Source organism: Schaedlerella arabinosiphila (genome assembly GCF_003885045.1).
GTDB classification, from domain to species: domain Bacteria; phylum Bacillota; class Clostridia; order Lachnospirales; family Lachnospiraceae; genus Schaedlerella; species Schaedlerella arabinosiphila.
Genome location: NZ_RHJS01000002.1, coordinates 5,680,798 through 5,705,455 on the forward strand (window position 1 = coordinate 5,680,798; position 24,658 = coordinate 5,705,455).

At 49.1% G+C, this 24,658-nt stretch carries 24 protein-coding genes; 22 read left to right on the forward strand and 2 right to left on the reverse strand.

Features of this window, described 5'->3' with window-relative positions:
* The first annotated feature begins 76 nt into the window (after nt 1–76).
* The 12 genes from EBB54_RS26695 (at nt 77) to EBB54_RS26750 (ending at nt 10,326) form a co-directional block, all read left to right on the forward strand.
* Nucleotides 77–316, forward strand: coding sequence for an RNA-binding S4 domain-containing protein (locus EBB54_RS26695; RefSeq protein WP_004074655.1), 240 nt, complete (start codon nt 77–79; stop codon nt 314–316).
* Nucleotides 317–481: 165 nt separating this feature from the next.
* A complete protein-coding gene (gene yabP / locus EBB54_RS26700) occupies nt 482–766 on the forward strand; it encodes a sporulation protein YabP (RefSeq protein ID WP_004074656.1) in 285 nt (94 codons plus the stop codon).
* 9 nt (nt 767–775) lie between these two features.
* Entirely contained in the window at nt 776–1,108 is a 333-nt protein-coding gene (gene yabQ / locus EBB54_RS26705; protein WP_004074658.1) for a spore cortex biosynthesis protein YabQ, read from the forward strand.
* A gap of 54 nt (nt 1,109–1,162) precedes the next feature.
* Nucleotides 1,163–1,501: an FtsB family cell division protein gene (locus tag EBB54_RS26710; protein WP_004074660.1), complete on the forward strand. Its 339-nt coding sequence runs from the start codon at nt 1,163–1,165 to the stop codon at nt 1,499–1,501.
* A 126-nt stretch (nt 1,502–1,627) separates the two neighbouring features.
* A complete protein-coding gene (locus tag EBB54_RS26715) occupies nt 1,628–3,025 on the forward strand; it encodes a SpoIIE family protein phosphatase (RefSeq protein ID WP_004074662.1) in 1,398 nt (465 codons plus the stop codon).
* The gene (locus tag EBB54_RS26720; RefSeq protein WP_243127828.1) at nt 3,013–3,708 is read left to right on the forward strand and encodes a hypothetical protein; all 696 of its coding nucleotides are present in this window, start codon (nt 3,013–3,015) and stop codon (nt 3,706–3,708) included. Before EBB54_RS26715 ends, EBB54_RS26720 begins: the two co-directional genes overlap by 13 nt.
* Nucleotides 3,689–4,105, forward strand: coding sequence for a hypothetical protein (locus tag EBB54_RS26725; RefSeq protein ID WP_004074665.1), 417 nt, complete (start codon nt 3,689–3,691; stop codon nt 4,103–4,105). Before EBB54_RS26720 ends, EBB54_RS26725 begins: the two co-directional genes overlap by 20 nt.
* A gap of 85 nt (nt 4,106–4,190) precedes the next feature.
* A complete protein-coding gene (locus EBB54_RS26730; RefSeq protein ID WP_125129698.1) occupies nt 4,191–5,183 on the forward strand; it encodes a hypothetical protein in 993 nt (330 codons plus the stop codon).
* Nucleotides 5,180–6,439: an OmpA family protein gene (locus tag EBB54_RS26735; RefSeq protein WP_125129699.1), complete on the forward strand. Its 1,260-nt coding sequence runs from the start codon at nt 5,180–5,182 to the stop codon at nt 6,437–6,439. The genes EBB54_RS26730 and EBB54_RS26735 overlap by 4 nt, the downstream gene beginning before the upstream one ends.
* Nucleotides 6,440–6,658: 219 nt before the next feature.
* On the forward strand, nt 6,659–7,201 hold the full coding sequence (yfcE, locus tag EBB54_RS26740) for a phosphodiesterase (RefSeq protein WP_125129700.1): 543 nt from the start codon (nt 6,659–6,661) through the stop codon (nt 7,199–7,201).
* Nucleotides 7,202–7,215: 14 nt separating this feature from the next.
* Nucleotides 7,216–8,187, forward strand: a complete 972-nt coding sequence (locus tag EBB54_RS26745) for an NYN domain-containing protein (protein WP_125131071.1) — start codon at nt 7,216–7,218, stop codon at nt 8,185–8,187.
* Between the two features lie 93 nt (nt 8,188–8,280).
* The gene (locus EBB54_RS26750) at nt 8,281–10,326 is read left to right on the forward strand and encodes a beta-galactosidase (protein ID WP_125129701.1); all 2,046 of its coding nucleotides are present in this window, start codon (nt 8,281–8,283) and stop codon (nt 10,324–10,326) included.
* A 95-nt stretch (nt 10,327–10,421) separates the two neighbouring features.
* Here the strand turns inward: EBB54_RS26750 and EBB54_RS26755 are convergent, their stop codons facing one another.
* Both EBB54_RS26755 and EBB54_RS26760 read right to left on the reverse strand, forming a co-directional pair.
* Nucleotides 10,422–10,685, reverse strand: a complete 264-nt coding sequence (locus tag EBB54_RS26755) for a Txe/YoeB family addiction module toxin (RefSeq protein ID WP_125129702.1) — start codon at nt 10,683–10,685, stop codon at nt 10,422–10,424.
* Entirely contained in the window at nt 10,678–10,944 is a 267-nt protein-coding gene (locus tag EBB54_RS26760; RefSeq protein ID WP_125129703.1) for a type II toxin-antitoxin system Phd/YefM family antitoxin, read from the reverse strand. The genes EBB54_RS26755 and EBB54_RS26760 overlap by 8 nt, the downstream gene beginning before the upstream one ends.
* 290 nt (nt 10,945–11,234) lie before the next feature.
* On the opposite strand from EBB54_RS26760, the gene EBB54_RS26765 reads away from it, so the two are divergent.
* The 10 genes from EBB54_RS26765 (at nt 11,235) to EBB54_RS26810 (ending at nt 24,612) form a co-directional block, all read left to right on the forward strand.
* Complete coding sequence (locus EBB54_RS26765) at nt 11,235–12,428, forward strand: MFS transporter (protein WP_125129704.1); 1,194 nt, start codon at nt 11,235–11,237, stop codon at nt 12,426–12,428.
* Between the two features lie 33 nt (nt 12,429–12,461).
* Complete coding sequence (locus EBB54_RS26770) at nt 12,462–13,565, forward strand: Gfo/Idh/MocA family protein (RefSeq protein ID WP_125131073.1); 1,104 nt, start codon at nt 12,462–12,464, stop codon at nt 13,563–13,565.
* Nucleotides 13,566–13,587: 22 nt separating this feature from the next.
* The gene (locus tag EBB54_RS26775; RefSeq protein WP_125129705.1) at nt 13,588–15,042 is read left to right on the forward strand and encodes a C-glycoside deglycosidase beta subunit domain-containing protein; all 1,455 of its coding nucleotides are present in this window, start codon (nt 13,588–13,590) and stop codon (nt 15,040–15,042) included.
* 140 nt (nt 15,043–15,182) lie between these two features.
* On the forward strand, nt 15,183–17,591 hold the full coding sequence (locus EBB54_RS26780) for a GH39 family glycosyl hydrolase (RefSeq protein WP_125129706.1): 2,409 nt from the start codon (nt 15,183–15,185) through the stop codon (nt 17,589–17,591).
* Between the two features lie 263 nt (nt 17,592–17,854).
* Nucleotides 17,855–18,820 (forward strand): ABC transporter permease, encoded by a 966-nt coding sequence (locus tag EBB54_RS26785; RefSeq protein ID WP_125129707.1) that lies wholly within the window; start codon nt 17,855–17,857, stop codon nt 18,818–18,820.
* An 18-nt stretch (nt 18,821–18,838) separates the two neighbouring features.
* Nucleotides 18,839–19,741: an ABC transporter permease gene (locus tag EBB54_RS26790; RefSeq protein ID WP_125129708.1), complete on the forward strand. Its 903-nt coding sequence runs from the start codon at nt 18,839–18,841 to the stop codon at nt 19,739–19,741.
* A 12-nt stretch (nt 19,742–19,753) separates the two neighbouring features.
* Nucleotides 19,754–20,749 (forward strand): ABC transporter ATP-binding protein, encoded by a 996-nt coding sequence (locus tag EBB54_RS26795; RefSeq protein ID WP_125129709.1) that lies wholly within the window; start codon nt 19,754–19,756, stop codon nt 20,747–20,749.
* On the forward strand, nt 20,736–21,686 hold the full coding sequence (locus EBB54_RS26800; RefSeq protein ID WP_243127829.1) for an ABC transporter ATP-binding protein: 951 nt from the start codon (nt 20,736–20,738) through the stop codon (nt 21,684–21,686). The genes EBB54_RS26795 and EBB54_RS26800 overlap by 14 nt, the downstream gene beginning before the upstream one ends.
* 73 nt (nt 21,687–21,759) lie before the next feature.
* Complete coding sequence (locus EBB54_RS26805) at nt 21,760–23,367, forward strand: ABC transporter substrate-binding protein (protein ID WP_125129711.1); 1,608 nt, start codon at nt 21,760–21,762, stop codon at nt 23,365–23,367.
* 18 nt (nt 23,368–23,385) lie between these two features.
* Complete coding sequence (locus tag EBB54_RS26810; protein WP_125129712.1) at nt 23,386–24,612, forward strand: Gfo/Idh/MocA family protein; 1,227 nt, start codon at nt 23,386–23,388, stop codon at nt 24,610–24,612.
* Nucleotides 24,613–24,658: the final 46 nt, after the last annotated feature.

Genomic DNA, 24,658 nt, shown 5'->3' on the forward strand with positions numbered 1-24,658 from the left:
ATGCAGGCTTTTTGTATATCATCGTATGCAAAAACCCTCCGGGGGATGCGCACACTTTATTCCATAGGAGGAACTTATGAGACTGGATAAATTTTTAAAAGTATCACGGCTGATCAAACGGCGGACCGTGGCAAATGAAGCCTGCGACGCCGGGCGCGTCCTTGTGAACGGCAATGTGGCAAAAGCCTCCGTGAAGGTCAAGGTGGGGGACGTCATCGAGATCCAGTTCGGTACCAAGACGGTGAAGGTCGAAGTGCTGGACATCCAGGATACGACAAAGAAGGAAGAAGCAAAGGATTTGTTCCGATATCTGTGATCATTTTGGAATCCCCTTTGTTCTGAATCCATGAATGGGTAACCGCACAGCTGGAAATTTTCTGCAAACAGGCATAATATAAAACAACCCCTCATATATATAAAAAGGTGTATGGAGCCGGAATTGGGTTACAGGATCAACAGATATGGCAAAGGGGGAACAGATATGGAGGAACGGCAGCCTGTAAAGGCACATAAGCTGGTGGTAAACAACCGGAAGACAAGTATGGTCACAGGAGTGCTGGATGTGCTTTCCTTTGACCTGAATGAAATTCTACTGGAAACGGAACAGGGGATGCTGATGGTCAAGGGGACGGATCTGCACGTGAACCGGCTCAGCGTGGAGAAGGGCGAGGTGGATCTGTCGGGAAACATTGACAGCATCGCATATTCCAGCGTGAGCCAGGCGGGACACCCGAACGATAACTTTTTCGCAAAATTATTCAAGTAGGTCAGCCCCATGATGCTGGGAATCGGAAAAGAGGCCGTGATTTTCGTGTATGCGGGCCTGTCGGGGATCGTTACATTTTCCTGCTATCAGATACTGCTGCTGCTGAGAAAGCTTGTCCCACATTCCGCGGCAGCGGTCAGTACGGAGGATTTTTTTTATTGGATCGGAATCAGCGCTTATCTGTTTCGGCAGATGTATCATACAACTTATGGGAGTGTCAGATGGTTCTTCATACTAGGACTAGTGGTTGGGAATTTTCTGGCATTTTTTTGTAAAATCCTGTTGAAAAAAACATCCGCAAAGTGGAAGAATAAACTTGAAAAAAGAAAGAAAAGCGAATAGAATAATAAGAGGATACTTTATGAAACGGCCGAATGGCCATAATGGGGAATGCGTATGAGTCAAAGGAAAAAGGCGCCTGCGGGCAGGAAACACAGCCGAAAGGGTACGTCCATCTTCCGGCAGCATAAAAGAAGCATTGTGATCATTTACACCGTTTTGGGAATGCTGGCGGCCATGCTGGCGGTTAATTCGGTCAGCCTCTACGCGCGCAACCAGATCTACAAGCAGCAGGAGGCGGAGCTCAAGGCCCAGATCGAAGAGCAGAATACCCGTTTCGACAAGCTGAAGGAATACGAGGAATATGTAAAAAGCGACGATTACATCAGGGACGTGGCAGAGGAAAAGCTGGGGCTGGTAGATCCAAATGAGATCCTGTTCCGGCCGGAGGAGTAGCAAAGCCGCGCTGCAGCCCGCGTCCGGGCAGGCATAAAACTGTAAGGGAATATCGGATACGAAAGAGAAACTCCAGGGAGATACCTGGAGTTTTTTGCTGTCTTGCGGCAGTCAGGAGGGATAGAGATGGAGGATGGACAAGTATTGCACACCAGTCCTTATGTGACACAGATTGAGAGATTTGCGGATTCCCTGAAGCAGCTTTCCCATGCGTTTCTGCAGATGGGGGAAAAGAAGCAGTCATTTACAAGCGAGGAGATCGACGGGATGTTCGACTGGGTGAAGGAGAAGGTCTGCAAGGGCTGCGAGAAATGCGCCTGGTGCTGGGGGGAGAACTTTGTACATACATACCAGATGGGTTATGAGGTGCTCTCCGCGGTGGACACCTATGGAAATGAACTCAATACCGAGACGAAACGGAAGCTGAAGCAGTGCTGCATCATGGCGCCGCGTTTCCTGCGGGAAATGCTGGAGGCGTTTCACAGCGCCAGGCAGAATATGATGTGGCTCAACCGGATGGCACAGAGCAGGGAAGGCTGCGCGATCCAGATGGACACCTTCGCGGATATGATCCGGGTGACGGCAAAGGAACTGGAGGACAGCCTGTTTATTGACGACCGTCTGGAAAAACGGCTGGTTGCCGCTTTGAAAAAAAGGGGCGTCCGGGTATTGTATACCAATTTCTTTATGAACCGGGAGGGAAAGTATGAGGTTCATGTGACCGCCCGGGCTATGCAGGATGTGAATATCACCTGCAAGGAACTGGTCAGGACGGTTTCCGAGGTCATGGGCCGCCGGCTGGTGCCGGAGGGGATATACGCCCAGACAGTGGGACGGGAATACACCACCATCATCTGTCAGGAAGGGCCCACCTATTATACCCTGCAGGGGGTTGCCAGGATCGGAAAAGACTGCAGCCAGATTTCCGGGGATAATTTTATGATGCTCAATCTTCCCAGGGGAAGGCTGGCCGCGGCCCTGTCCGACGGCATGGGCTCCGGGGAAAAGGCGTGCCAGGAGAGCACGCTGGTCATTGAGCTTCTGGAGGAACTCTTAGAAGCCGGATTTCCGGAAAAAACAGCCATCCAGATGATCAACACCACCCTGGTCATGGGGCGGGAGGAGATCCATTATTCGACGGTGGACATGAGCGTGTTCGATCTCTATACAGGCACCTGCGAGCTGATCAAGGCCGGGGCCTCATCCACCTTTATCCGCCAGAAGGACAAGGTGGAGCACTTAAGCTCCACCAGCCTGCCTATCGGGGTACTCCACCAGATCGAGATCGATTCCGTGGAGCGGCAGTTGTCCGACGGGGACTTTGTGGTGATGGTGACGGACGGCGTGATGGACGCGCTTCCGGTGGGGGAGCAGGACATCCTCCTGGAGACGATCATCCAGGGCACCCTTCTGGTGAACCCAAAGGAGATGGCCAACCACATCCTGGAACAGGTGCTGAACTGGACCGGGGAGCCGCCCCAGGACGACATGACCGTGCTGGTGATCGGGATATGGGAAAAATAACAGGTACAGATACGAAAGGATTTTCTATGAGAGACTATAGTTTGCCATGCCGTACGGCGCGGTTAAAAGGAATACATACCCCCCGGTTTTTCGTATTTTTTTCGGGCTGGCTGCACGCCAGGAAGGGGTTTATTAAGGTTGACGAATGGGGCTGTATGCAGTCCGGGTTTATCAAGAGGAAACAGGAAGACTTTGAATATTATTCCGCCAAGCTGATGGAGCAGATGGAGGAGGCGCTGTCCCCGTCCCGGGTGGAGCTTAAGCGGCTGCTCATGGACTACACGGCCCTGAATCAGAAGGGCGCGCCTTCCAAATCCGCCCCAAATAAAGCGGCAAAATCCATCCGGGAGATCCGGGCGGCGGAATCCGGGAAGCAGGAGGACAAACTCCGGGAATCCAGGCGCAGGGAGCTGTTCGGTGAGATCGTCCGGGTGCAGAAGGGGCTGGAAACAAAAGAGGTGATCATGGAGGAAGAGCTTCTGGCCGCGGCGGCAAGGCTTCGGGCGCTGCTCTCCTGCTACTGCCACGGCGCGCTGTACAACTGGGGAAGGCGGGAGTGGGACGCCAGGGCGGTGCCGGAGGTCAGCATCGACAACCGGGCCTACCAGCTATACCGGAACTGGCACAAGGAGGACGACGATTATGTGAAGGAGGTCATCCGATATGCGGGAAAGGCTAAATAAACTGTTCAAAAGGACATTGAAGCCGGTAGGGCTGCCCCGGGGCTGCAAGGAACTGGACTTCGGAGCCATGTTTTGCCACGCATCGAAGCATGTGGGAATCCGCCCGGTTACATATGAATTTCCCCAGCGGATCTATGAATTTTCCAAATCGCTGGACGAGGAGATCGATACATTTCTGGCCAGCGTGGACTGCGACAGGTATAACGAGAATTATTTTGACCCGGTGATCAATATCACCTGCAATCTGGGGATCACCGACATCGACCGCCAGGCCCAGGCCCATAAGCGGGCATGCCTGGGAATCCGGGAGATCCAGAACGTGGAGCTTCAGCGGCTGAGGCTGGAAAAGCAGGAGGTGGAGGTGCAGATCGAGAAAAACAGGCGGGAGGAAATGTGAAAGGGAACGGGAAAAAGTACCCGGAGGAGGGGCATGGATCGGGAGTGAAAACAGGCAGAGAAGAAGCAGAAAAAGGAGGAGGAAAATGTTTTATAATGCACGGCGCGTCCGAAAGAGACAGAATCACGCAATGGTCAAGGCGGAAATAGAAAAGCAGAATGCGGGGCAGAGCTTTCTGCAGAATCCCTATGTGAAGAACGGCATCATTGTGGTCTGTATGATCGCAGACATGGCAACACTGTACAGTATATTTGAACTGCAGATGACAGAGCAGCAGATTTTGACGGTCATTATCACCATCGTGATCGCGGGGGCTTTGAATATCGCCCCGGTGCTTTTGGCACTCTGTCTCAACGACCAGGAGGATCGGTCCGGACTGAAAAAAATGCAGATGGCGGCGTTTTCAGGGGTGTTCCTGATCCTGTTCATCTCCACGGCAATCCTGCGGTGGACCTCGCGGCAGGATCTGTTCGCATCCGAAACCGGGATCGTCATTTCCGGAGTCCGGGACACAGAGAGAAATGGTTCGGCGATGACGGACGGGGGGCTGCAGGGCCAGCCCTTTCAGGATCTGGAGCCGGAAAATATAGAGCTGCGGGAAGTGCGGCCGAAGAATACAGACCCCCAGGCCGTATGGCTCCAGAATATCCGGCCCCGGAAGACGGCGGTTCAGGAGACGGATATTCAGGGGGTTACCATGGCGCAGAACGCATGCGCCCTGATCCTGCTGCTGGAACCTTTGGCGACCAGCGCGGTCTGCTTTGGACTGAGCTATGAAAAAGACCCGGAAAAAAAGAAACGCCAGCTTCTGCGCCTGCAGAATGTCCGTCTGAGACAGCAGCGGGACGAATACCAGGTTCAGATCGCGGAGCTGGAGCAGGAGCTTTCGGAGTGCGACCTGGAAGAATATGACAGGGAGCAGTACGAGACCATGCGGCAGCAGATCGAACTGTACAGACAGTATTTCAAAATCCACGCCCGCAGAAGGCTTGCGGAAAAAGACGGAACCGCCAACGCAGCCACGCTCCTTCTGGAGGAAAGCAAACTGGTACAGGCAATAGGAGGGATGAAGCTGTGAGAAAACAAGGAAACCGAATCCGTGTGAACAACATCTGCCGCTTTGTGTTTCTGGCTCTGGCAGTACTGGCATCTGCCGTGGGCTGCGGCGCATCAAAAAAGGAAGAGGAGCAGGCGGTTCATCTTGCGGTCATTCTGGGTGCCCACGCCAACGCACCCAGGGCAAATACCTCCCTCATCTATGATTCCGTGCTGGAAGCCTGCGGGCAGAGCGGCTCAAGCATTTCCCTCATTGTAAACGACGGCGCCCCCTATGCGTCGGTAGTGGACATTCCGGAAACAAAGGCCGGGCTGAGCCGTGAAAAATACAGATCCATTGCGGAGGATCGGGCGCGGCAGATCCTGGAACTGGCAGACCAGATGCTGGCCCGGACAGGAGAAAGCGACCTGCTGTCCGCGGCGGCTCTTGCGGCCCGGCATCTGAACGCGGAGGAGGGCGGCAGAAAGGAACTGGTCATCCTGGATTCCGGCCTGACCACCGTTCCGCCGCTGGACTTTACGGAGAGCACGCTGGATGGGATACAGACGGAACAGATTTTGGACGCGCTGGAGGAACAAGACGCGGTTCCGGATCTGAAGGGCATAGAAAGCGTCTGCTTTTACAATCTGGGAGACGTGGCCGAACCCCAGTCGCGGATCACAGAGGGAGACCGGAAGCGGCTGACCGAGATCTGGAAGGGGATCTTTGACAGGGCAGGCGCGAAGCGGGTGGAATTTCGGACAGACCTGCCCCTGTCCGCGGTTTATGCAGAGGGGGAGGTGCCGGCGGTATCCGTCATGCCGGTGGTGGAACAGGCTTCCGCGCTGGTCTGGGAAGAGATTGATCTGGATGAGCTGGACGCGGTCAGCTTCGGAGAGGAAACCATTGCCTTTCTGCCGGATACGGACGAGCTGGTGGACAGGGAAGCCGCAAAAAAGGTGCTGGAGGGTGTGGCCGGGTATATGAAAGAGCACCCCCAGTTTCAGGCCATGCTGGTGGGAACCACAGCCAAAACAGGGGATCTTGAGAGCTGCATCAGCCTTTCAGGAAAACGGGCGGAGGCGGTGCGGGAGCTGCTGATGGAACAGGGGATCGACGGGATAAGGCTGGAAACGGCCGGAACCGGATACGAGAATCCGTTTTACATCAACGACCAGAAGGACGGCGCGCTGGATGAAACCGCGGCGGCAAAGAACCGTTCCGTTATCCTTCTGGACGCCTCCGGGGACATGGCGTCGCAGATCCGGGGACACGGGTATCTCGTCCGGGGGCAGTAGGAGCGGTATGTTTTCGGAGATGCCCGGGAAGCAAAATGGCAGTGCCTGTCTGGTCAGGGCTGCAGCTCTTCTCCCGCCGGTATCAGGGAATGTGATTCACAGAAAAAGAGGGAATTTCCAGGCGGTTTTGGAGAGAAAATGATTTGACGCTGGGTCGGTTTTTGGGATATACTAGAGAAGGAAAAATTAGGAAAAGATACATGGAAAGGAAGAGGAACGATGAAGCTGATGATCGCGTCGGATATACATGGCTCCGGGTACTACTGCCGGCAGATGCTGGGGGCATATCGGAGGGAACACGCCGACAGGCTGGTGCTGTTAGGAGACATTTTATATCATGGACCGCGTAACGATCTTCCCAGGGAATATGAGCCGAAGGAGGTTATTTCCATGCTCAACGGCGTAAAGCAGGAGCTGCTTTGCGTAAGGGGGAACTGCGACACGGAAGTAGACCAGATGGTTCTGGAATTTCCCATTCTGGCAGATTACTGTTTTTTGGAAATCGGCGGGAAGACCATGTTCGCGACTCACGGCCATGTATTCAACCCAAACCATCCGCCCATGCTCAAGGCAGGGGATATCCTGCTGAACGGACATACACATATTCCGGCATGTGAGGAGACAGGGGCGTTCTGGTATCTGAATCCGGGCTCCGTATCCATTCCCAAGGAAGGCTCCCCGCACGGCTATCTCACGTATGAGAACGGGATGTTTGAATGGAAGGACATGAAAGGAGAGGTCTGGAAAAAGAAATTACTATAGAGGAGGTAAGAATGATAGAGGATAGAATAGCTCTTTTGATTGACGCAGACAATGTCTCTGCGAAGTACATCAAGCCGATCATGGACGAACTGTCCAAGTACGGCAATATCACATATAAAAGGATTTACGGGGACTGGACAAGCCCGTACAATCTGAGCTGGAAGGAGGTCCTGCTTCAGAACAGTATCACGCCGATCCAGCAGTTCAGCTATACATACGGAAAGAATGCGACAGACTCCGCGATGATCATCGACGCCATGGACATGCTGTATACCAGCGAGCTGGAAGGATTCTGCCTGGTTTCCAGCGACAGCGATTTTACGAAGCTGGCCAGCCGTCTCAGGGAAAACGGCAAGCTGGTGATCGGTATGGGAGAGGACAAGACGCCCATCCCCTTCCGAAAAGCCTGCGACATTTTCACGGTACTGGAGCTTCTTCTGGAAGACAGCACAATGGAAAATACAGAAAAAGCGCCTGCGGTATCTACGTCTGCCAAGGAGCTCAAGCGCAGCAGCGTGGATGTGGTGAAGAATCAGATCGAAGAAGCTGTGATCAAGATCATCATGGAAAACCAAAACGACGACAAGGAGACCGGCCTCGGCGAGGTGGGAAGCCGTCTTTTGAAGCTGTATCCTGATTTTGACGTGCGGAGGTACGGATACAGCCTGCTGTCCAAATTTCTTGAGACGTTTCCCAAGCTGAAACTAAAGCAGGACGGAACCAAGGTTTCCGTGATGCTGTATGAGGACAAGAGCCGGAAGGACCTGCTGGAGGAATACATACTGCAGCAGATCAAATATGCGGGAAAACAGGGAGTTTCCCTGGGAACGCTGGGCAACCGGATCCGGAACCGGTTCGGGGATTTCAAGGTTCATGACTACGGATATTCCCAGTTCAAATCTTACATCCAGAGCTTCGAAGACGTGAAGATCGAAGACGACGGAGAGCAGAATTGGGCGATCTATGTTAAGAACCAGGAGTCTTAGATCCATATACCGCGGCAGTCAGAACGACCGGACGCAGACCCGCCTTCTGTTCTGATTTGCTGGAATATTTTCACTAAAAGAAGAGGAATAACGATGAGAGAGATCATAAACGGAGAACGTTTTGTAATGGGGACCTGCTACTATCCCGAGCACTGGGATTCCTCCCTGTGGGAGGATGATCTGGAGCGGATGCTGCAGGCAGGCATTGAGGTGATCCGCATTGCGGAATTTGCATGGAACAAGATCGAGCCGGAGGAAGGTGTGTACACCTATGAATTTTTTGACTCCTTCCTGGAGCTGGCGCAGAAAAAAGGAATGAAGGTCATTTTCTGTACGCCCACGGCAACCCCGCCGGTATGGCTGACCGAGAAGTATCCGGAGGTGCTCAATGCGGACCAGGACGGCCTGCTATACCGCCACGGCGCAAGACGGCACTACAATTACAACTCCCCCGTATATCAGAAGCTGTGCCGCAATATCGTGGAAAAGTCCGCATCCCACTACGGCGGACACCCTGCCATTATCGGATGGCAGATCGACAATGAGGTGAACTGCGAGCTGGACGAATTTTATTCCGAAAGCGATACACTGGCGTTCCGGCATTTTCTTCAGGAAAAATACAAAACCATAGACGGACTGAACCAGGCATGGGGAACCATTTTCTGGAACCAGACCTACAACTGCTGGGAGCAGGTATATGTGCCCCGCAAGACGGTTCACAACACCAACAACCCCCACCATTTGCTGGATTATTACCGTTTTGTCTCAGACAGCGCCCGGCGTTTTGTAAGGATGCAGTCCGAGATCATTCGGAAATACTGCAAAAAAGAGGATTTTATCACCACCAACGGCATCTTCGGCAATCTGGATAACCAGGCGATGCAGAAGGAAAGCCTGGACTTTATGACCTACGATTCCTACCCGAATTTTGCGTACTGTTTGGACGATTATCAGGCGGAGGATCCCATCAAGGACCGCAAATGGAGCCGGAATCTGGCGGAGACAAGAGCCATTTCCCCCATCTTCGGGATCATGGAGCAGCAGAGCGGCGCAAACGGCTGGACCACCCGGATGGAAGCGCCCACGCCCAGGCCCGGGCAGATCACCCTCTGGACCATGCAGAGCATTGCCCACGGAGCGGATTTTGTCAGCTATTTCCGCTGGCGGACCTGCACGGTGGGGACGGAGATGTACTGGCACGGTATCCTGGATTATTCCGGGCGGGACAACCGCAGGCTTCGGGAGATCCGTGAGATTGCCCGGAAGATGGAAGGCATGAAGGAAATCGCAGGCGCGCGCTATGCGGCGAAGGTGGGGATCTTAAAGGACTATGACAATATCTGGGACGCCCGCCAGGACAAGTGGCATGAGCGGGTGGACAAATGCAGCCAGAAGTCCCTGTTTGCCGCGCTGCAGATGACCCATACGCCTTTCGATTACGTCTATCTTGACGATGAGACCGACTGGGAGGAGCTGCGGAAGTATGAAGTGCTGTTCTATCCTCATGCATCCATTCTGACGGATGCCCGGATGAAGGCGCTGGAAACCTATGTGTCCGAAGGCGGGAAGCTGGTCATGGGCTGCAGGACCGGCTACAAGGATCTCTGCGGACGGTGCGTGATGGACAAGCTGCCGGGAAAGGCGGCGGAGCTGACCGGAACGGATATCCCGGAATACTCCTTTGTGGCGCCCGATGACGGCAGAGTGCTGGCGGACTGGGACGGAACGAAGGTGGAAGCCGCGGTATTCAATGATCTTCTGGAACCTGCGGGAGAGCAGGCGGAGGTTTTGGCCCGTTATGCGTCCAGCTATTACGCGGGGACGCCGGCATTGATCCGCAACCGGTATGGAAAGGGCGAGGCCTATTACTTCGGCGGAGCCTTTGCGCTGGATACGGCGAAGGTATTTTTGGACAAGCTGGGAGTGGGGACACCCTGGAGGGAAACGCTGAAGCTGCCCGAGTGCTGCGAGCTGGCTGTCCGGGAGAAGGACGGCAGGAGATATTTCTTCGTGCTGAACTATGCTCCGGAGAGCGTGAAAGTGGAAGTGAAAAAGGAGCTGCGGGAACTATTCGCAGGAGAATTGATCAAAGGCGAAGCGGAGCTTGGGGCTTATGAGGTGAAGATTTTCGCGGAATAGGTGATGAGCGAAGCTGATGAATGCAGCGGTACGGTAAAAAATGGAAAAGAAATGAGCTCTGTGGAATGAGAACCATGGCGCTCATTTTTTTCATGCTATTGATCTCCATAGTGATAACGACATGCCAGAATATAGATATTGCTTTCATCTATTCTGTAAATCAAACGGTCTTTATCGTTAATCCGTCTGCTCCAATATCCGGATAAGTTCCCTCTTAATGGTTCTGGTTTTCCAATTCCGCTATTGCCATTCCTAACAATATCATTGATTAACTGATTGATCTTTTTCAGTGTTTTACGGTCCTCTGTCTGCCAATAAAGATAATCTTCCCAACCAGTATCTGCAAACACCTTATTCATTATCTTCTGCCTCGGATAACTCATGTACAGAATATTGACCATTCTCCAACTGAGCTTTGCCTTTCATCAGCCAATCATAATTTTCTTTATTGCCCATGACATAAATGTTTTCCATAAGGTTATTATAAGATTCTTCTGATATCATAACGACATTCTTGTTATTTTTTCTTAAAACGATCATAGTCTCATAATCATCTGTTACCTTATCCATATACGTTTTCATATTATCCCGAAGATTTGTATAATTTACTGCTAACATGATGAAATACCTCCCACATACAAACGCGAATTTCTATATTTACATTATAGAGTACAGTTTTCTGTACGTCAAGGATAGGCTTGTTATTCATATAATTCTTCTGATATAAAAATCTTTCGTTTCAGGCATAGAAAATGGATGTCAACGATCAGGTTCTTCTTTTGCTGTAAATATAAGCAAGACAAGTCTGCAAAGTCAAATGCAATTAAAAAAACAGCCAAATAAGATAAAAGCTTTTCCGCAATAAAACTTCTAAAATAATGCTATGAAAGAGAGAAGGAAGTGAAAAGGTGAAAAGTGAGGAGAAAATTTTTAACTGCTATTTTTTTGTGATCGCATTTACAAATCTGTGTGTTTCCACAATTATACAGATGTTTAATTCTACAATTACACTGCATATTGACCAACTGGACTATTCTGCATCAATTTCAGGAACGATCATTTCCATAGGGGCGATTGCGGCAACTGTATATCGTTTTTTTGGAGGAAAGCTGTGTGAAAAACGGGGAAGGCGTCTGTTGATCATTTGGGGAACCGTCTGCCTGGGAGTTTCTTCCTTTATTATGGGGAACGCGGCATCGCTTCTTCTGATCTATTTTGTACGCATCTTTCAAATGGTTGGATATTCTATGGTCTCAACAGCCGTTTCCGTAGCCGTTATTGATGTCATTCCGTCCGGGAAGGTAGGACGGGGCATAGGGTATTTCAGCCTTGCAACCTCGGTTTCACAGGCATTTGGCCCGTCGGTTGCTCTGATGATGTACGAAGGAAAAGGCGGATTTGGGACAGTTATGACAGGTGTGGCAGTGATCAGCCTGCTTTCTCTGATGATCGTTGTGATATTTTTAGATTATGAGAAAAAAATCGGACAGAAAAAGGAGAACGCGGCGGAAAAGCCGGTAGAGACGGAAAAGGGGCTATGGAAATATATTGAGAAGCATGCGCTTCCGGCGGCAATGATCAATTTTTTCATTATATTTTCCGGCGGACTGATTACGATGTATCTGACGCTATACGCGTCTAAAATGGGAATTGCAAATGCGGGAATGTTCTTTTCTGTTTCCGTAATCTTTATGATAGGGGCAAGAGTGCTGTCGGGAAACATCAGCGATAATTACGGAGTGCTGGTAGCCCTGATACCAGGAGCGATTTTACTGATTGCGGCCTATATTCTGCTGATATTAAGCGCAGGAAATTCCATGCTGTTCTATATAGCCGGCGGATTTTATGGTTTGGGAGGCGGCCTGACGTCACCTGCGTTAAATGCGGAGGCAGTCAGGGGTGTGCCGAAGCACAGAGTCAGTATTGCATCTTCGACTTTTTTCCTGCCGCTGGATATTGCATTTGTAGTAAGTTCTGTGATCTGGGGAATTGTGATTGACTCATTCAGCTTCCGGGCGGCGTTTGGAATAGCAGCAGGATTTGTGGGGGCGGCAATGGTATTGGGAGCGGTTATTTTTTCTGTAAAGAGACAGAAACGATAATAAAAAAGTGTTAGAGGAGGATTTTAGATGGGCATGAAAAAATTAAAAATCGGGATAATCGGATGCGGAGGAATTGCGAAACAAAAGCATTTGCCGGCACTGAAGGAGAATGCGGACTTAAATGAAATGATTGCTTTCTGTGATATCGTTGAAGAGAGAGCTTTGGAAGCGGCGAAAAAATTTGGAGGAGAAGACGCAAAGGTTTACACCGACTACAGAGAGCTGCTTGCAAATCCGGATATAGACGTAGTACATGTATGTACGCCGAATGTATCCCACAGTGAAATTACAGTGGCTGCATTTGAAGCAGGAAAGCACGTATACTGCGAAAAACCGATGTCGCACAGCGGAGAAGAAGCTGAACGGATGGTGGAAGCATGGAAAAAGTCCGGAAAAAAATTTACGGTTGGATATCAGAATCGTTTCCGCCCGGAAGTGCAGAATCTCCATAAAGCCTGTGAAAAAGGGGAACTGGGAGAGATTTATTATGGGAAGGCGCATGCGGTCAGAAGACGGGGCGTACCGACCTGGGGCGTTTTTCCTGACAAATCACAGCAGGGAGGCGGACCTCTGATTGATATTGGAACACATGCGCTGGATATCACTTTATGGTGTATGGGGAATTATGATGTGGATACAGTAACCGGATCTGTATTCTACAAGCTGGGAGGTTTTAAACAGGCAACAGAGGGAAATCTGTTTGGAGCATGGGACCCGGAAACGTTTGAGGTCGAGGATTCCGCAATGGGATACGTCAAAATGAAGAATGGAGCGGCGATTGCGCTGGAAGCAAGCTGGGCATTGAATATTCTGGAGTCCCGGGAAGCTTCGACTACGCTTTGCGGGACGCTGGCAGGGGCGGAGATCCATTCCGGCATGAGCCATTCTAAAAATGAGTTGATTTACAATCGGGGAAGAAACAACCAGTTGATGGAGGAGACGCTTTCACCGATCGGGGGAGTCGCTTATTTTGGCGGAGGAGGCGGCGCAGAAGGCGTTGTAGATAACCGGCAATGGCTGGAAGCGATTATCAACGATACACAGCCGCTGGTAAATCCGGAAGAAGCTCTGGTGGTAACAAAAATTTTGGAGGCCATATACAGATCTGCGGAAACGGGAAAGGAAATAATTTTTTAAATCATAAATAGGAGGTTTTTTCATGGGACATAATATTAAACGAAGCGTTACGATTTACAGTTGGCATCGACAGGTAGAGGCGGGAAAGCTGACATGGGAAGACTGCATCAAAGCAGCAGTGAAGATGGGCTGCAGCGGATTGGAACTGCTGGGGCAGTTATATTTCAGATATTGCCCGGAAGCTCTTCAGGAGGATATTGATTCCTGGGAAGAAATGATGTGGAAATACGGAACAAAAACGATTGCGCACGACTTTTTTGTAGATAAGACAATGTATGCGCATCGAAATCTGACGGTAAAGGAAAGTGTTGACATTGTAAGAAGACACGCGCTTTTTGCAAAATCCATCCATTGTCCGGTAATGCGGATCGGCGGACAGGTAGATCCGGAAGTGTTCCGTCAGTCAGTTCCGATTCTGGAAGACCTGGGAGTTAAGATGGGGTTGGAGATTCACAGCGGTTCTTCTTCCTTCTGTCTGCCGCAGGTACAGGACGTGATTGAGGTCATCCGGCAGTCAGGGTCAAAATATATCGGGATTGTTCCGGATATGAGTATGTTCTGTAAGGAAGTAAGCCAAAGCCAGCTCGCACTGGCACGCTCAGAGGGCGTAGATGAGAAGCTGGTGGAAGAAGTGGAAAATCTGTATAAACAGGTGGATAATGTCCAATTCCGCAGTTTCTGCAATGAGCAGATGGAGCTGGCAAAGGACGAAGCGACAAAGGGATTTCTGGCAAGGATTCGCAGAACGGAATACTATGATCCAAAGGTTTTGCTGGAGCACATGCCATATATCATCCACTGCCACGGCAAGTTTTACGAAATGACAGAAGACTGCGAAGAGTCAACCATTGATTATCCCGGAATCTTAAATGTATTGGTAGAAGGCGGATACGACGGGTATATTTCGGCAGAATATGAAGGCCGCCCGATTAATGGAGATACGTTTGAACCATTCCGGCGTTATCAGAAGATGCTGGATAAATATCTGGGGCATTATCCGGAAGCAAATTATCCGGAGTGGCCGAATGCAGAGCCTGTGAAGGGCGGCGGCTTTGGAGTTCCCAATCAGGCATTGCTGCCGAAGGGCTTCCAGAATCATTATGAAAATGGCGAGTGCACCGGATTTGAAGTTCAGGTATCCAGCTATTATTACAGGGGAGTGCCGCTGAGTCTGTTTGAATCCTGTTATGTTGAAGTGAACGGGAAAATGTATGGACCGGAAAGCATGCGCGTGAAGGTAGACGGTGAAACCTTCCGATTCAAAGATATGTGCGATGTGACGCTCCATTACTGGAATAAAGGGTATCCGGCAACGATCATTATTGATGAGCCGGGCGGGTTGGAAGTAGGAAAAGAATACCGGGTATCTGCGGTTGTCACGATACGGGCATACTACATGAGAGAAGGGATCGCTGCCCAGCTTGCCGGGACACAGGTGAAAATGCCCTCTGCGGAAAAGCGTATACTCGAAGCATAGGAAGCAGAATATAAAAAGATTAGAAGCGGTCTGTAAGCAGGCTGCTTCTTGTTGCTGTTATCCCCTGGTCTGTACATTCTCTGAAATCCGAAAGGATGTGTTACTATAAAACATAGTCTACATAAAGGAGGAATTTAAAGATGGACAGGCAGAAAAGACCATATTTACAGATTGAGGTTGTAGAGACAGAACCCATTCATTTTCATGAAGAACTGGAATTGCTGTTCTTGCTGGAAGGGCGGGTTTCTATTGAGGCAGGCTGTGATAAATGGCAGATAGAAAAAGAAGATATCTTAATGATCAACAGCGGAATCCGGCACTCACTGCATGCATTGCGGGAGGGAAGCATCATTTGCAAGCTGATGATTCCGCATCAGTTTATCGGCAGTTATATTAACAACAGTTTTTATTTGATCTGGTGCAATTCTGTTTCAGATAAAGCAGATGATTATGGAAAAATCCGGAAGATGCTCAAAGAGCTTGCGCGGCATTGCCTGATCAAAAAAGACTTCGATTTCTATTATCAGGGGAAAATCTATCAGTTGTTGTCCTGCCTGATCGAAGAATATTTGATTACAAATGAAGATATCCGTTATCATGACCGGATCAGCAAAGAAGACGAGCGCATTTCTCAGATTTTATCTTATATACAGGAAAACTATAACAAAGAAATATCCTTAAAAGACCTGGCAAAAAAATTGTATCTGACAGATGCCTATTTATCACGGTTTATCAAAAAAGTACTGGGCAGAAACTTCTGGGAATATCTAAACTCCGTAAAGCTTCATTATGTGGTTGAAGATCTGCTGTATTCGACAAAATCAATAACCCGAATCGCAATGGACAACGGTTTTGCAAATATGGCAACATTTAATAAATCTTTTCGAAATATGTACCATATGACCCCATCCGAATATAAAGCATCATCAGGCCCGAAAAAACAAAAGGAATGGAAAATCAAGCAGGAAAAAGAAAAAAGACTGCTCCAGGAACTGGAAGATTTTCTGAATGAGCCAGCCGAATTGGCGGGACAGGAAGGCATTGAAAAGTATAACGTGGAAATTGACGCGAACCAGAAAAGGGAATATCCAAGGCCATGGAAAAAATTACTAAATGCAGGCTCGCTGGAGATGCTGCGGGATCACCGCATCCGGTCAGATCTGCTGAGAGTCAACAGCGCCCTGAAAATAACGCATGTCCGTTTTTGGAATGTATTATGTGATTCTACGGGATTGGGGATGTATAAGTCAGACAATCTGCAGGATTATGACTGGGGCATACTGAATGAATGCCTGGATTTTTTGCTGCAGAACCATATGAAGCCGGTGTTCCATATGGGATACAAAAAGGGCAGGTCGGGGGAAGGCGGATATACGTATGTGGATCAAAATTTTTCGTTTCAGTCGCTCTGGGAAATAGAGAAGGTATTTGAATTGCTGCTGCGGCATATGATCATGCGGTATGGAAGGGAAGAGGTAGATACGTGGTGCTTCGAATTGTGGTATCCGAATATCTATTACAGTCTTCCAAAGTTTCTGGAGATAGACAGGGCATTTGCCTATACTGCTGAAATATATAAAACAATCCGGCGGATGCTTCCGGAGGTAAGTATAGGACTTGCAGAGTTTAGTCTGCTGACAGACAGTAACAGGCTATATGAACGAATGGCTGCTTTTGAGAAAAGAGGAATCATCCCGAACTTTGTTTCCTGTGTCTCCTACCCTTATAAAGTGGTGCAAAAGGAAAATGTAGTGGTTCGGGAATGGCAGTTTAAGGATGAATTTATATTAGAGGAAATAAAAAATCTGAAGCATATTATGAACCAGGTTGGCTGGGGGCATCTGCCGATTTGGATGACAGAATATAATTTTACGCTTTTGAACGGGAACCCTCTGAATGATTCACGTTTTAAAGGGGCGTGGATCTTAAAAAGCATGGCCGATGTTGCGGAACATGTCGAAGTGGTTGGACACTGGCAGCTTTCTGATCTGTGTGCTCTGCCGGCAGATGCGGATCATAACCGATTACTGTATGGCGGCAAGGGACTGATCACAAAAGACGGGATCAATAAACCGTCTTATTTTGCATTGTATTTTTTGTCTTTGCTTAAGCCTTTTTTGGTTGATAAGGGAAAACACTATATGCTTACCATGGACAAGCAGGGAACGTATGCGATGGTTGTTTTTAATATGAAATTGCTGGGCGCCGCGGCATACATGAAGCCCGAAGGGGAGATTACAACGGATGATATGGAGCATATTTTTGAGAACGAAAAACCGGTTCAGATGCAGCTTCATTTGAATGGGATAAAGCCGGGAAAATACCGGATTAAAAGTCTGATTATTGATTCGAAGCACGGAGGAATCCAGGATTGGTTAAACAAGAATAAACAGATAGAGGTTTTGAAGGGAAATGAAATCTGGCATCTGCAGCAAATGTGCATGCCGGATATGCAGATCTATATCAAATCGGTGGATCAGATTCTGGATATTGACATTACATTGGGCGCAAATGACTTTATGTTTTATGAGATTGAACGGGTAAACTGAAAGCTGGTTTTAGTAAGAGGAGGCATCCACGGGAAAAGCTGCTGCGGCTGCCTCATTTTTCACATTTCTCATCGGCGCAATAATTGAAGTCAGAATTTGATTTTTAGAAAACAAGGAGTCAAAGTATGTCAAAAAGATTAAAGGAAGAGGTCGTGAGAATAAAAGTAGCTTTTGGTGAAAATGATATAATATAACCAATAAAAACAAGAGATTCATCATGAATGTGCACAAAATGGATTCTCTGATTTGGAGGGTAGGGAAATATGGTAAAGTACATTTTAAAACGGATACTGTATGTGATTCCTGTTATGTTCGGGGTATTGATCATCGTATTCGCATTGAAAAGCATTATGCCGGGAGATCCGGTAGATATGATACTTTCCTCAGATGCTTCTGCGGAAGAGAGACAGGCGAAGCGTGAAGAATTGGGGCTGGATAAACCGATTGCCGTGCAGTTTGCGGTTTATGTGAAAGGAATTGTGACAGAACTGGACTTTGGCACGTCGTATAAAACAAACCAGCCTGTGTTTAACGAGTTGATGCAGAGGTTTCCGATTACATTTATTTTGGCGATCGGTTCTGTCTTTGCAGGAACATTGCTTGCGATTCCTCTGGGGATTCTCTCTGCGATCAAACAGTATACCTGGATTGACAGCCTGGTATTGGTATTTTCCATGCTGGCAGTCTCCATTCCAAGTTTTTGGTTCGCACTGATGTGCCTGTCTTTATTCAGCGTGGAATTGGGACTCCTGCCTGCAATTTATGACGGAAGCCTGGGAAGCTGGATTATGCCGGTGCTTGTTATTGCGCTGGCTTCCATGTCAGGTCTGACCCGTATCACACGTTCCAGTATGCTGGAGGTGATCCGGTCAGACTATATCCGTACCGCCCGGGCTAAGGGGCAGACAGAGTGGAATATCGTGATCCGGCATGCGTTTCGGAATGCGCTGATTCCAATACTTGCGGCAATCGGCAATTCACTGGGAGCACAGTTAGGCGGCGCGCTGATCATTGAAACCATTTTTGGAATGCCGGGAATCGGAAAATATATCACAGACGCGATCAGCCAGAGAAATTTTCCGGCTGTACAGGGCGGAGTCATTCTTCTTGCATTTACATTTACCATTGTGAATTTACTGGTAGATTTGAGTTATACGTTTGTCGATCCCAGGTTGAAGGGAACGATTATAACCGCGCCGAGGCAAAAGAAGAAAACAGCAGCGGTATAGAGGACAGGGGGAAAAGGCATGGCAAAGATGGAAACACCCGCGATGAAGCGGATCAATAAAAAGAACAAAAAAGGGGCGGGCGGGGCTTCCCCGGCAAAGGATGCGTGGAGAAGGCTGCTGCGGAATAAAATGTCGATTGCAGGTATGGCAGTGATCTTCTGCCTGATCCTGATTGCGGTATTTGCGGATATGATCGCACCTTATACCTACCAGGAGCAGAATTACAGTGCAATCAGCCAGGGACCGAGCCTGGAACACTTATTTGGGACTGACAATATGGGAAGAGATATATTCAGCCGCTGTGTATACGGCGCACGCTGGTCACTGCCGATTGGGCTGCTGTGTGTGGTTGCCGGGATGGCGTTGGGCGGAAGCCTCGGTGTGATCGCAGGATATTGCGGCGGAAAGGTGGATAATGTCATTATGCGGGTCATGGATGTCTTTCAGGCAATTCCTCCGATCCTGATGGCGATTGCGATGGTTGCGGTTCTGGGCAACGGGATTACACAGCTGGTAGTGGCAATGTCCGTGGCGTTTATGCCCAATGTAGCAAAGACATGCAGGGCGGCGATTTTTACGGTGAAAGACAGTGAGTATGTGGAGGCGTCCAAAGCAATTGGGGTTTCCCAGGCAACGATCATTGTCCGCCATCTGGTTCCAAATGCAATCGGCGTAATCGTGATTAACGCTGTAGGGATGGTTGGCGCCGCGATTCTTATGGTTTCCACCTTAAGTTATATCGGTGTGGGAATTGTACCTCCGACTCCGGAATGGGGGGCGATTCTGTCAGCCGGGAAAGAGTATATCAGAAGCGGTGTACACATGGTTCTGTTTCCGGGGTTGATGATCATGCTGACAGTGATTTCATTCAATCTGTTTGGAGACGGCTTGCGTGACGCGCTGGACCCAAGGCTGAAATAGGAGGGAATAAAGTTGGATAAGAAGCTGATGGATATAAAAGGACTGGTTGTACATTATGAGACAGATGACGGAGTCGTCGAGGCAGTCAATGATGTATCGCTTGAGATTGAAAAAGGGGAAGTGCTGGGACTGGTAGGGGAAACCGGAGCCGGAAAAACGACGATTGCACTCAGCATCATGAACCTTTTGCCGAAACCGCCTGCGCATGTGATCCAGGGGGAGATACTCTTAGAAGGCGAAGACCTGCTGAAAAAGAAAAAGAGAGAGCTTCAAAAAATCCGAGGCAAAAAGATCAGCATGGTATTTCAGGACCCGATGACAGCCTTAAATCCTGTACAGTCTGTAGGAGACCAGATCGCGGAAGTGATCCGGCTGCATGATACGGGCTTAAGTGACAGTGAAGTGGAGAAGCGGGCATCAGATATGCTGGAGACAGTAGGGATTCCCGGTACCCGCTATCATGATTTCCCGCATCAGTTTTCCGGAGGGATGAAGCAGAGGGTGGTAATCGCCATTGCTCTGGCCTGCAAGCCGGAATTGATTATTGCGGATGAACCGACGACGGCTTTGGATGTGACGATCCAGGCACAGGTATTGGAATTGATGAAGAAGCTTCAGAAAGATTTTCATACGGCAATGCTTCTGATCACGCATGACTTTGGAGTCGTTGCAGATATCTGCAATAAATGTGCCGTGATCTATGCCGGACAGATCATTGAATATGGAACGGTAGAGCATATTTTCGACCATCCAGCACACCCTTATACGATCGGGCTGTTTCAATCACTGCCGAGTCTGGATAAGGACGTAGAACGTCTCCGGCCGATTAAGGGAAGTGTGGCAGATCCTACGGACCTGCCCCCGTACTGCAGTTTTTATGATCGGTGTGATGACTGTACGGAAGCATGCAGACAGGCAGACCCGAAACTTCTGGAATGTGAGGAAGGACACTGGGTTCGCTGTATACACAAATGGAGAAAGGGGGAACCGGGCGGTGAATCTGATTGAGGTAAATCATTTAAAGAAATATTTCAATACGGCAGGAGGTATCCTGCATGCAGTAGATGATGTTTCACTGTCGATCCCATCCTCTAAAACCATGGGGGTGGTCGGAGAATCAGGCTGCGGGAAGTCAACACTGGGAAGGACGATCATACGCCTGCTGCAGCCGACAGCCGGGGAGGTCCTGTTTAAGGGAGAGAACATTACATCGTTGAGCAGCCGGGAGTTTAAGAAAATGAGGGCCGGCATGCAGATGATCTTTCAAGATCCATACGCGTCGCTTGACCCAAGAATGAGTGTATTCCAACTGATTGCCGAACCGATTGTGACCTATAAGCTTGCGGCAGATAAACGGGAATTGGAATCCCGGGTAAAAGAGCTGATGGATACAGTGGGATTGGCGCAGCGTCTAAAAGGCAGCTACCCGCATGAGCTGGACGGAGGAAGACGCCAAAGAATCGGGATCGCACGGGCGCTTTCGCTGAATCCGGAGTTTATCGTATGTGACGAGCCGGTATCCGCATTGGATGTATCCATCCAGGCACAGGTATTGAATTTGCTGCAGGATCTTCAAAAAGAAAAAAATCTGACGTATATGTTTATTACACACGATATGTCTGTTGTAAAGCATATATCGGATGAAATCTGCGTCATGTATCTTGGGCAGATTGTCGAACGCTGTGAAGCAAAGGAATTGTTTGCAAATCCGCTGCACCCGTACTCACAGGCACTGCTCTCGGCAATTCCGGTGCCGAATATACATTTGAAGAAACAGAAGATTGCGATGAAGGGAGAGCTTACATCACCGATTGATCCAAAACCCTGCTGCAGATTCGCCCCAAGATGCCCCTGCGCGTCTCAGGAATGCTTTGCGGCAGAGCCGGAAGGAACATACTGTGAGAATGGTCATTATGTGCTGTGCCACAAAGCTGCCGGCGCATAAGATAAATTGTGTTCGCAGAATGACTTACAACAAGATACTGTGAACGCACAGCAAAGAAAAGGAGGAGAAAGACATGAAGAAAAAGGTAGCATTATTCATGGCGGCTGTTCTTTCAATGAGCATGCTGTCCGGTTGCGGAGGAAACAAGGGCGGTGAAGAAAAGAAACCGGATGCGGTGCCGGAAAAGCAGGAGCAGCAGGCAGAGGTAGAAGAAACCGGAGTAGAAGGAACATCGGACGATACGCTTGTGATCGCGCTTGCACTGGAACCGTCCACACTGATGCCGGCAAGCTCCAGCGGAAAAGAGTCCAGTATGGTAGTGAACTGTATGGCTGAAACCTTGTTTAAATGGGATCCGGAAACCGGAGAGATCCTGCCGGGAATGGGGGAATATGAGTGGATTGATGATACACATTTCCGTGTGACTTTAAAGGAAGGCATCTATTTCCAGAACGGGGAAGAGCTGACAACCGAAGATGTCCTTTATACCTGTGAGGTGAAAAGCAGCTTTAACGCGGGAAGCTTTGCGGCTTACAACCTGCCTGAAACAGAGATTGAAGATAAATACAACATGGTATTTGAGACAAACGGTATATGGGTCCAGGCGCCGGAACGTCTGGTACAGGACGGCTTTGCGATTTTGAGTAAAAAAACACTGGAAGCAATGGGCGGAGCGGAAAATACAGACTTATATCCTATTGACGGCTATGGAACCGGAAAATATGAGTTTAAGGAATGGGAATCCGGTCAGTATATTTTACTGGAACGAAATGACAATTACTGGAATAAAGATGACATGCCGTATTATAAAAACCTGAAATTTGTATTCGTAAACGATGCGGCGGCGCGTGCAATGGCTGTAGAAAGCGGCGACGCAAATGTGGGTTCGGATCTGCCCACCTCACAGGCAAACATTTATGAAGGAAATGACAAGGTAAAGATCAACTATCTGGATACTATGCAGACAGGGACATTGTTCATGAACTGTTCAAACGGCCCGCTGCAGGATGAGCGTGTCCGTGAGGCAATTTATAACCTTGTTGATGTAAATGCGCTGAACCAGCTTGTAGGAAGCGGGCTTGGAGCAATATGTGAGACGACGATTTCGCCGTATTCTATCGTGTATGATCCTGTACCGGACGGAACCGTGCGCGAGGTGAATGTAGAGAAGGCGAAAGAGCTGCTGGAAGAAGCCGGCTATGGAGACGGACTGACTCTGGAAATGAGCAACATGGCGACACAGCAGGCGCAGGGCGAGATCATTCAGGAGAATCTGCGTCAGGCAGGAATTGAAGTCAACATTACGATAAATGAAACCCCGACGCACTTTAAATGGCTTCGTGAGGGAACCTACGACATGACTATTTCCAATTTAAGCCCGATGTATTATACGGAGAACCTGCGCCTGGTGGACGGCCGGATCTCGACGGCTGATGTGGCAGGCGGAGCAAATTATAAGGATGAGGACTTTTACCCGATTTTGGATAAAGCATATGCGGCGTTTGATATGGATGAGCGTATCGAAGCGTATAAAGAATGCCAGGACTATATGAAAGAACACTTCGTATGCGTTGGGACGCACACGACGGTAAAGCTGGAGCTGACAACAGCAGGTCTGACGAAGCCGGGACTGACACCGATGGGATATGCAGAGTATACGCAGATCCGGCCGACGGAGTAAAAGGAGAGGATCATATTCATGAAAGAGATACGTGTAGCAATCATCGGTACAGGAGCGATTTCAAACCGGCATATGAAGGTGTGGGAAAACATTCCGCAGGTGCAGGTGGTTGCGGCGGCAGAAATCGATCAGAAGAGATTGGATAACTGGTCGCTGCGGTACGGGGTGAAGGATGTATATACAGACTTTAGAAAAATGCTGGAACGGGATGATATCGATGCGGTAGACGTCTGCGTACATAATAACCTGCACGCCCCGATCTGCATGGCTGTCATGAAAGCGGGAAAGCATTGCTATTGTGAGAAACCAATGTCGGCATCTTATTTTGACAGTAAGCTGATGTATGATTGTGCAAAAAAATGTAATGTGAAATTTGCGGTTCAGATCAGCTCGCTGTTCACAGAACAGACAAGGACTGCGCGCAGACTGATTGAGGAAGGACAGCTTGGAGAAATATATCATGCGCGCTCTGTGATCGCAAATTACCGGAGAAGACCGTCTATGGACGGGCCGTTCAACGGCGGAACCCCGGACTTTATGAGGGCAGCCATGGCAGGCCGCGGGCAGATCATAGATACAGGGATATATCATCTGGGGCAGATGTTATATCTGCTGGGATTACCCGAGTTAAAATGTGTATTTGGAAAGTCGTATCATAAAATAGCAAGTTCGGTGCCGGGGCGTGCCGTAGAGGTGGAAGACATGTGCGTCGGACTGGCGGAATTTGAACATGGATTTACCTTGGATATTCAGGAAGCAAACGCCTGCAACGCGGACGTGCCGCCAATGTCCTATATTACAGGAAATAAAGGGGGGCTGATCTACTGGAATATTGACGAGGTAGGAGGCGACTGGTCCATGGGACAGGGACCCGCAAAACTGATGCCTGAACATATGCGGCACGGCATGCGTTTTACCGGGGAATGCCAGGGCATTCATGTAGACTGCGATTTGAAAACATATTACAATCAGATGCAGAACCGCTGTTATAATCCGGATATGATGACATGGTATGATAATCAAATGCACTGGTATAAATATTTGATTGATGAGCTGACCGAGGAAACCAGATATCATACCCCGGAAATTGCGCTGCAGGCATCTCTCCTGGCAGACGGCATATTCTTGTCACAGCAGGAGGGCAGGTCTGTGACAGCGGAAGAAATTAAAGAAAAGTCACAATCTCTTGCAATCTGGCATCAGGAAACACCATGGGGTATTTTTGACTACGACAGCCAGATTTAATGCAATAAAACATATAAACCCGAAACGAAAGCACCCTGGAAAGGAA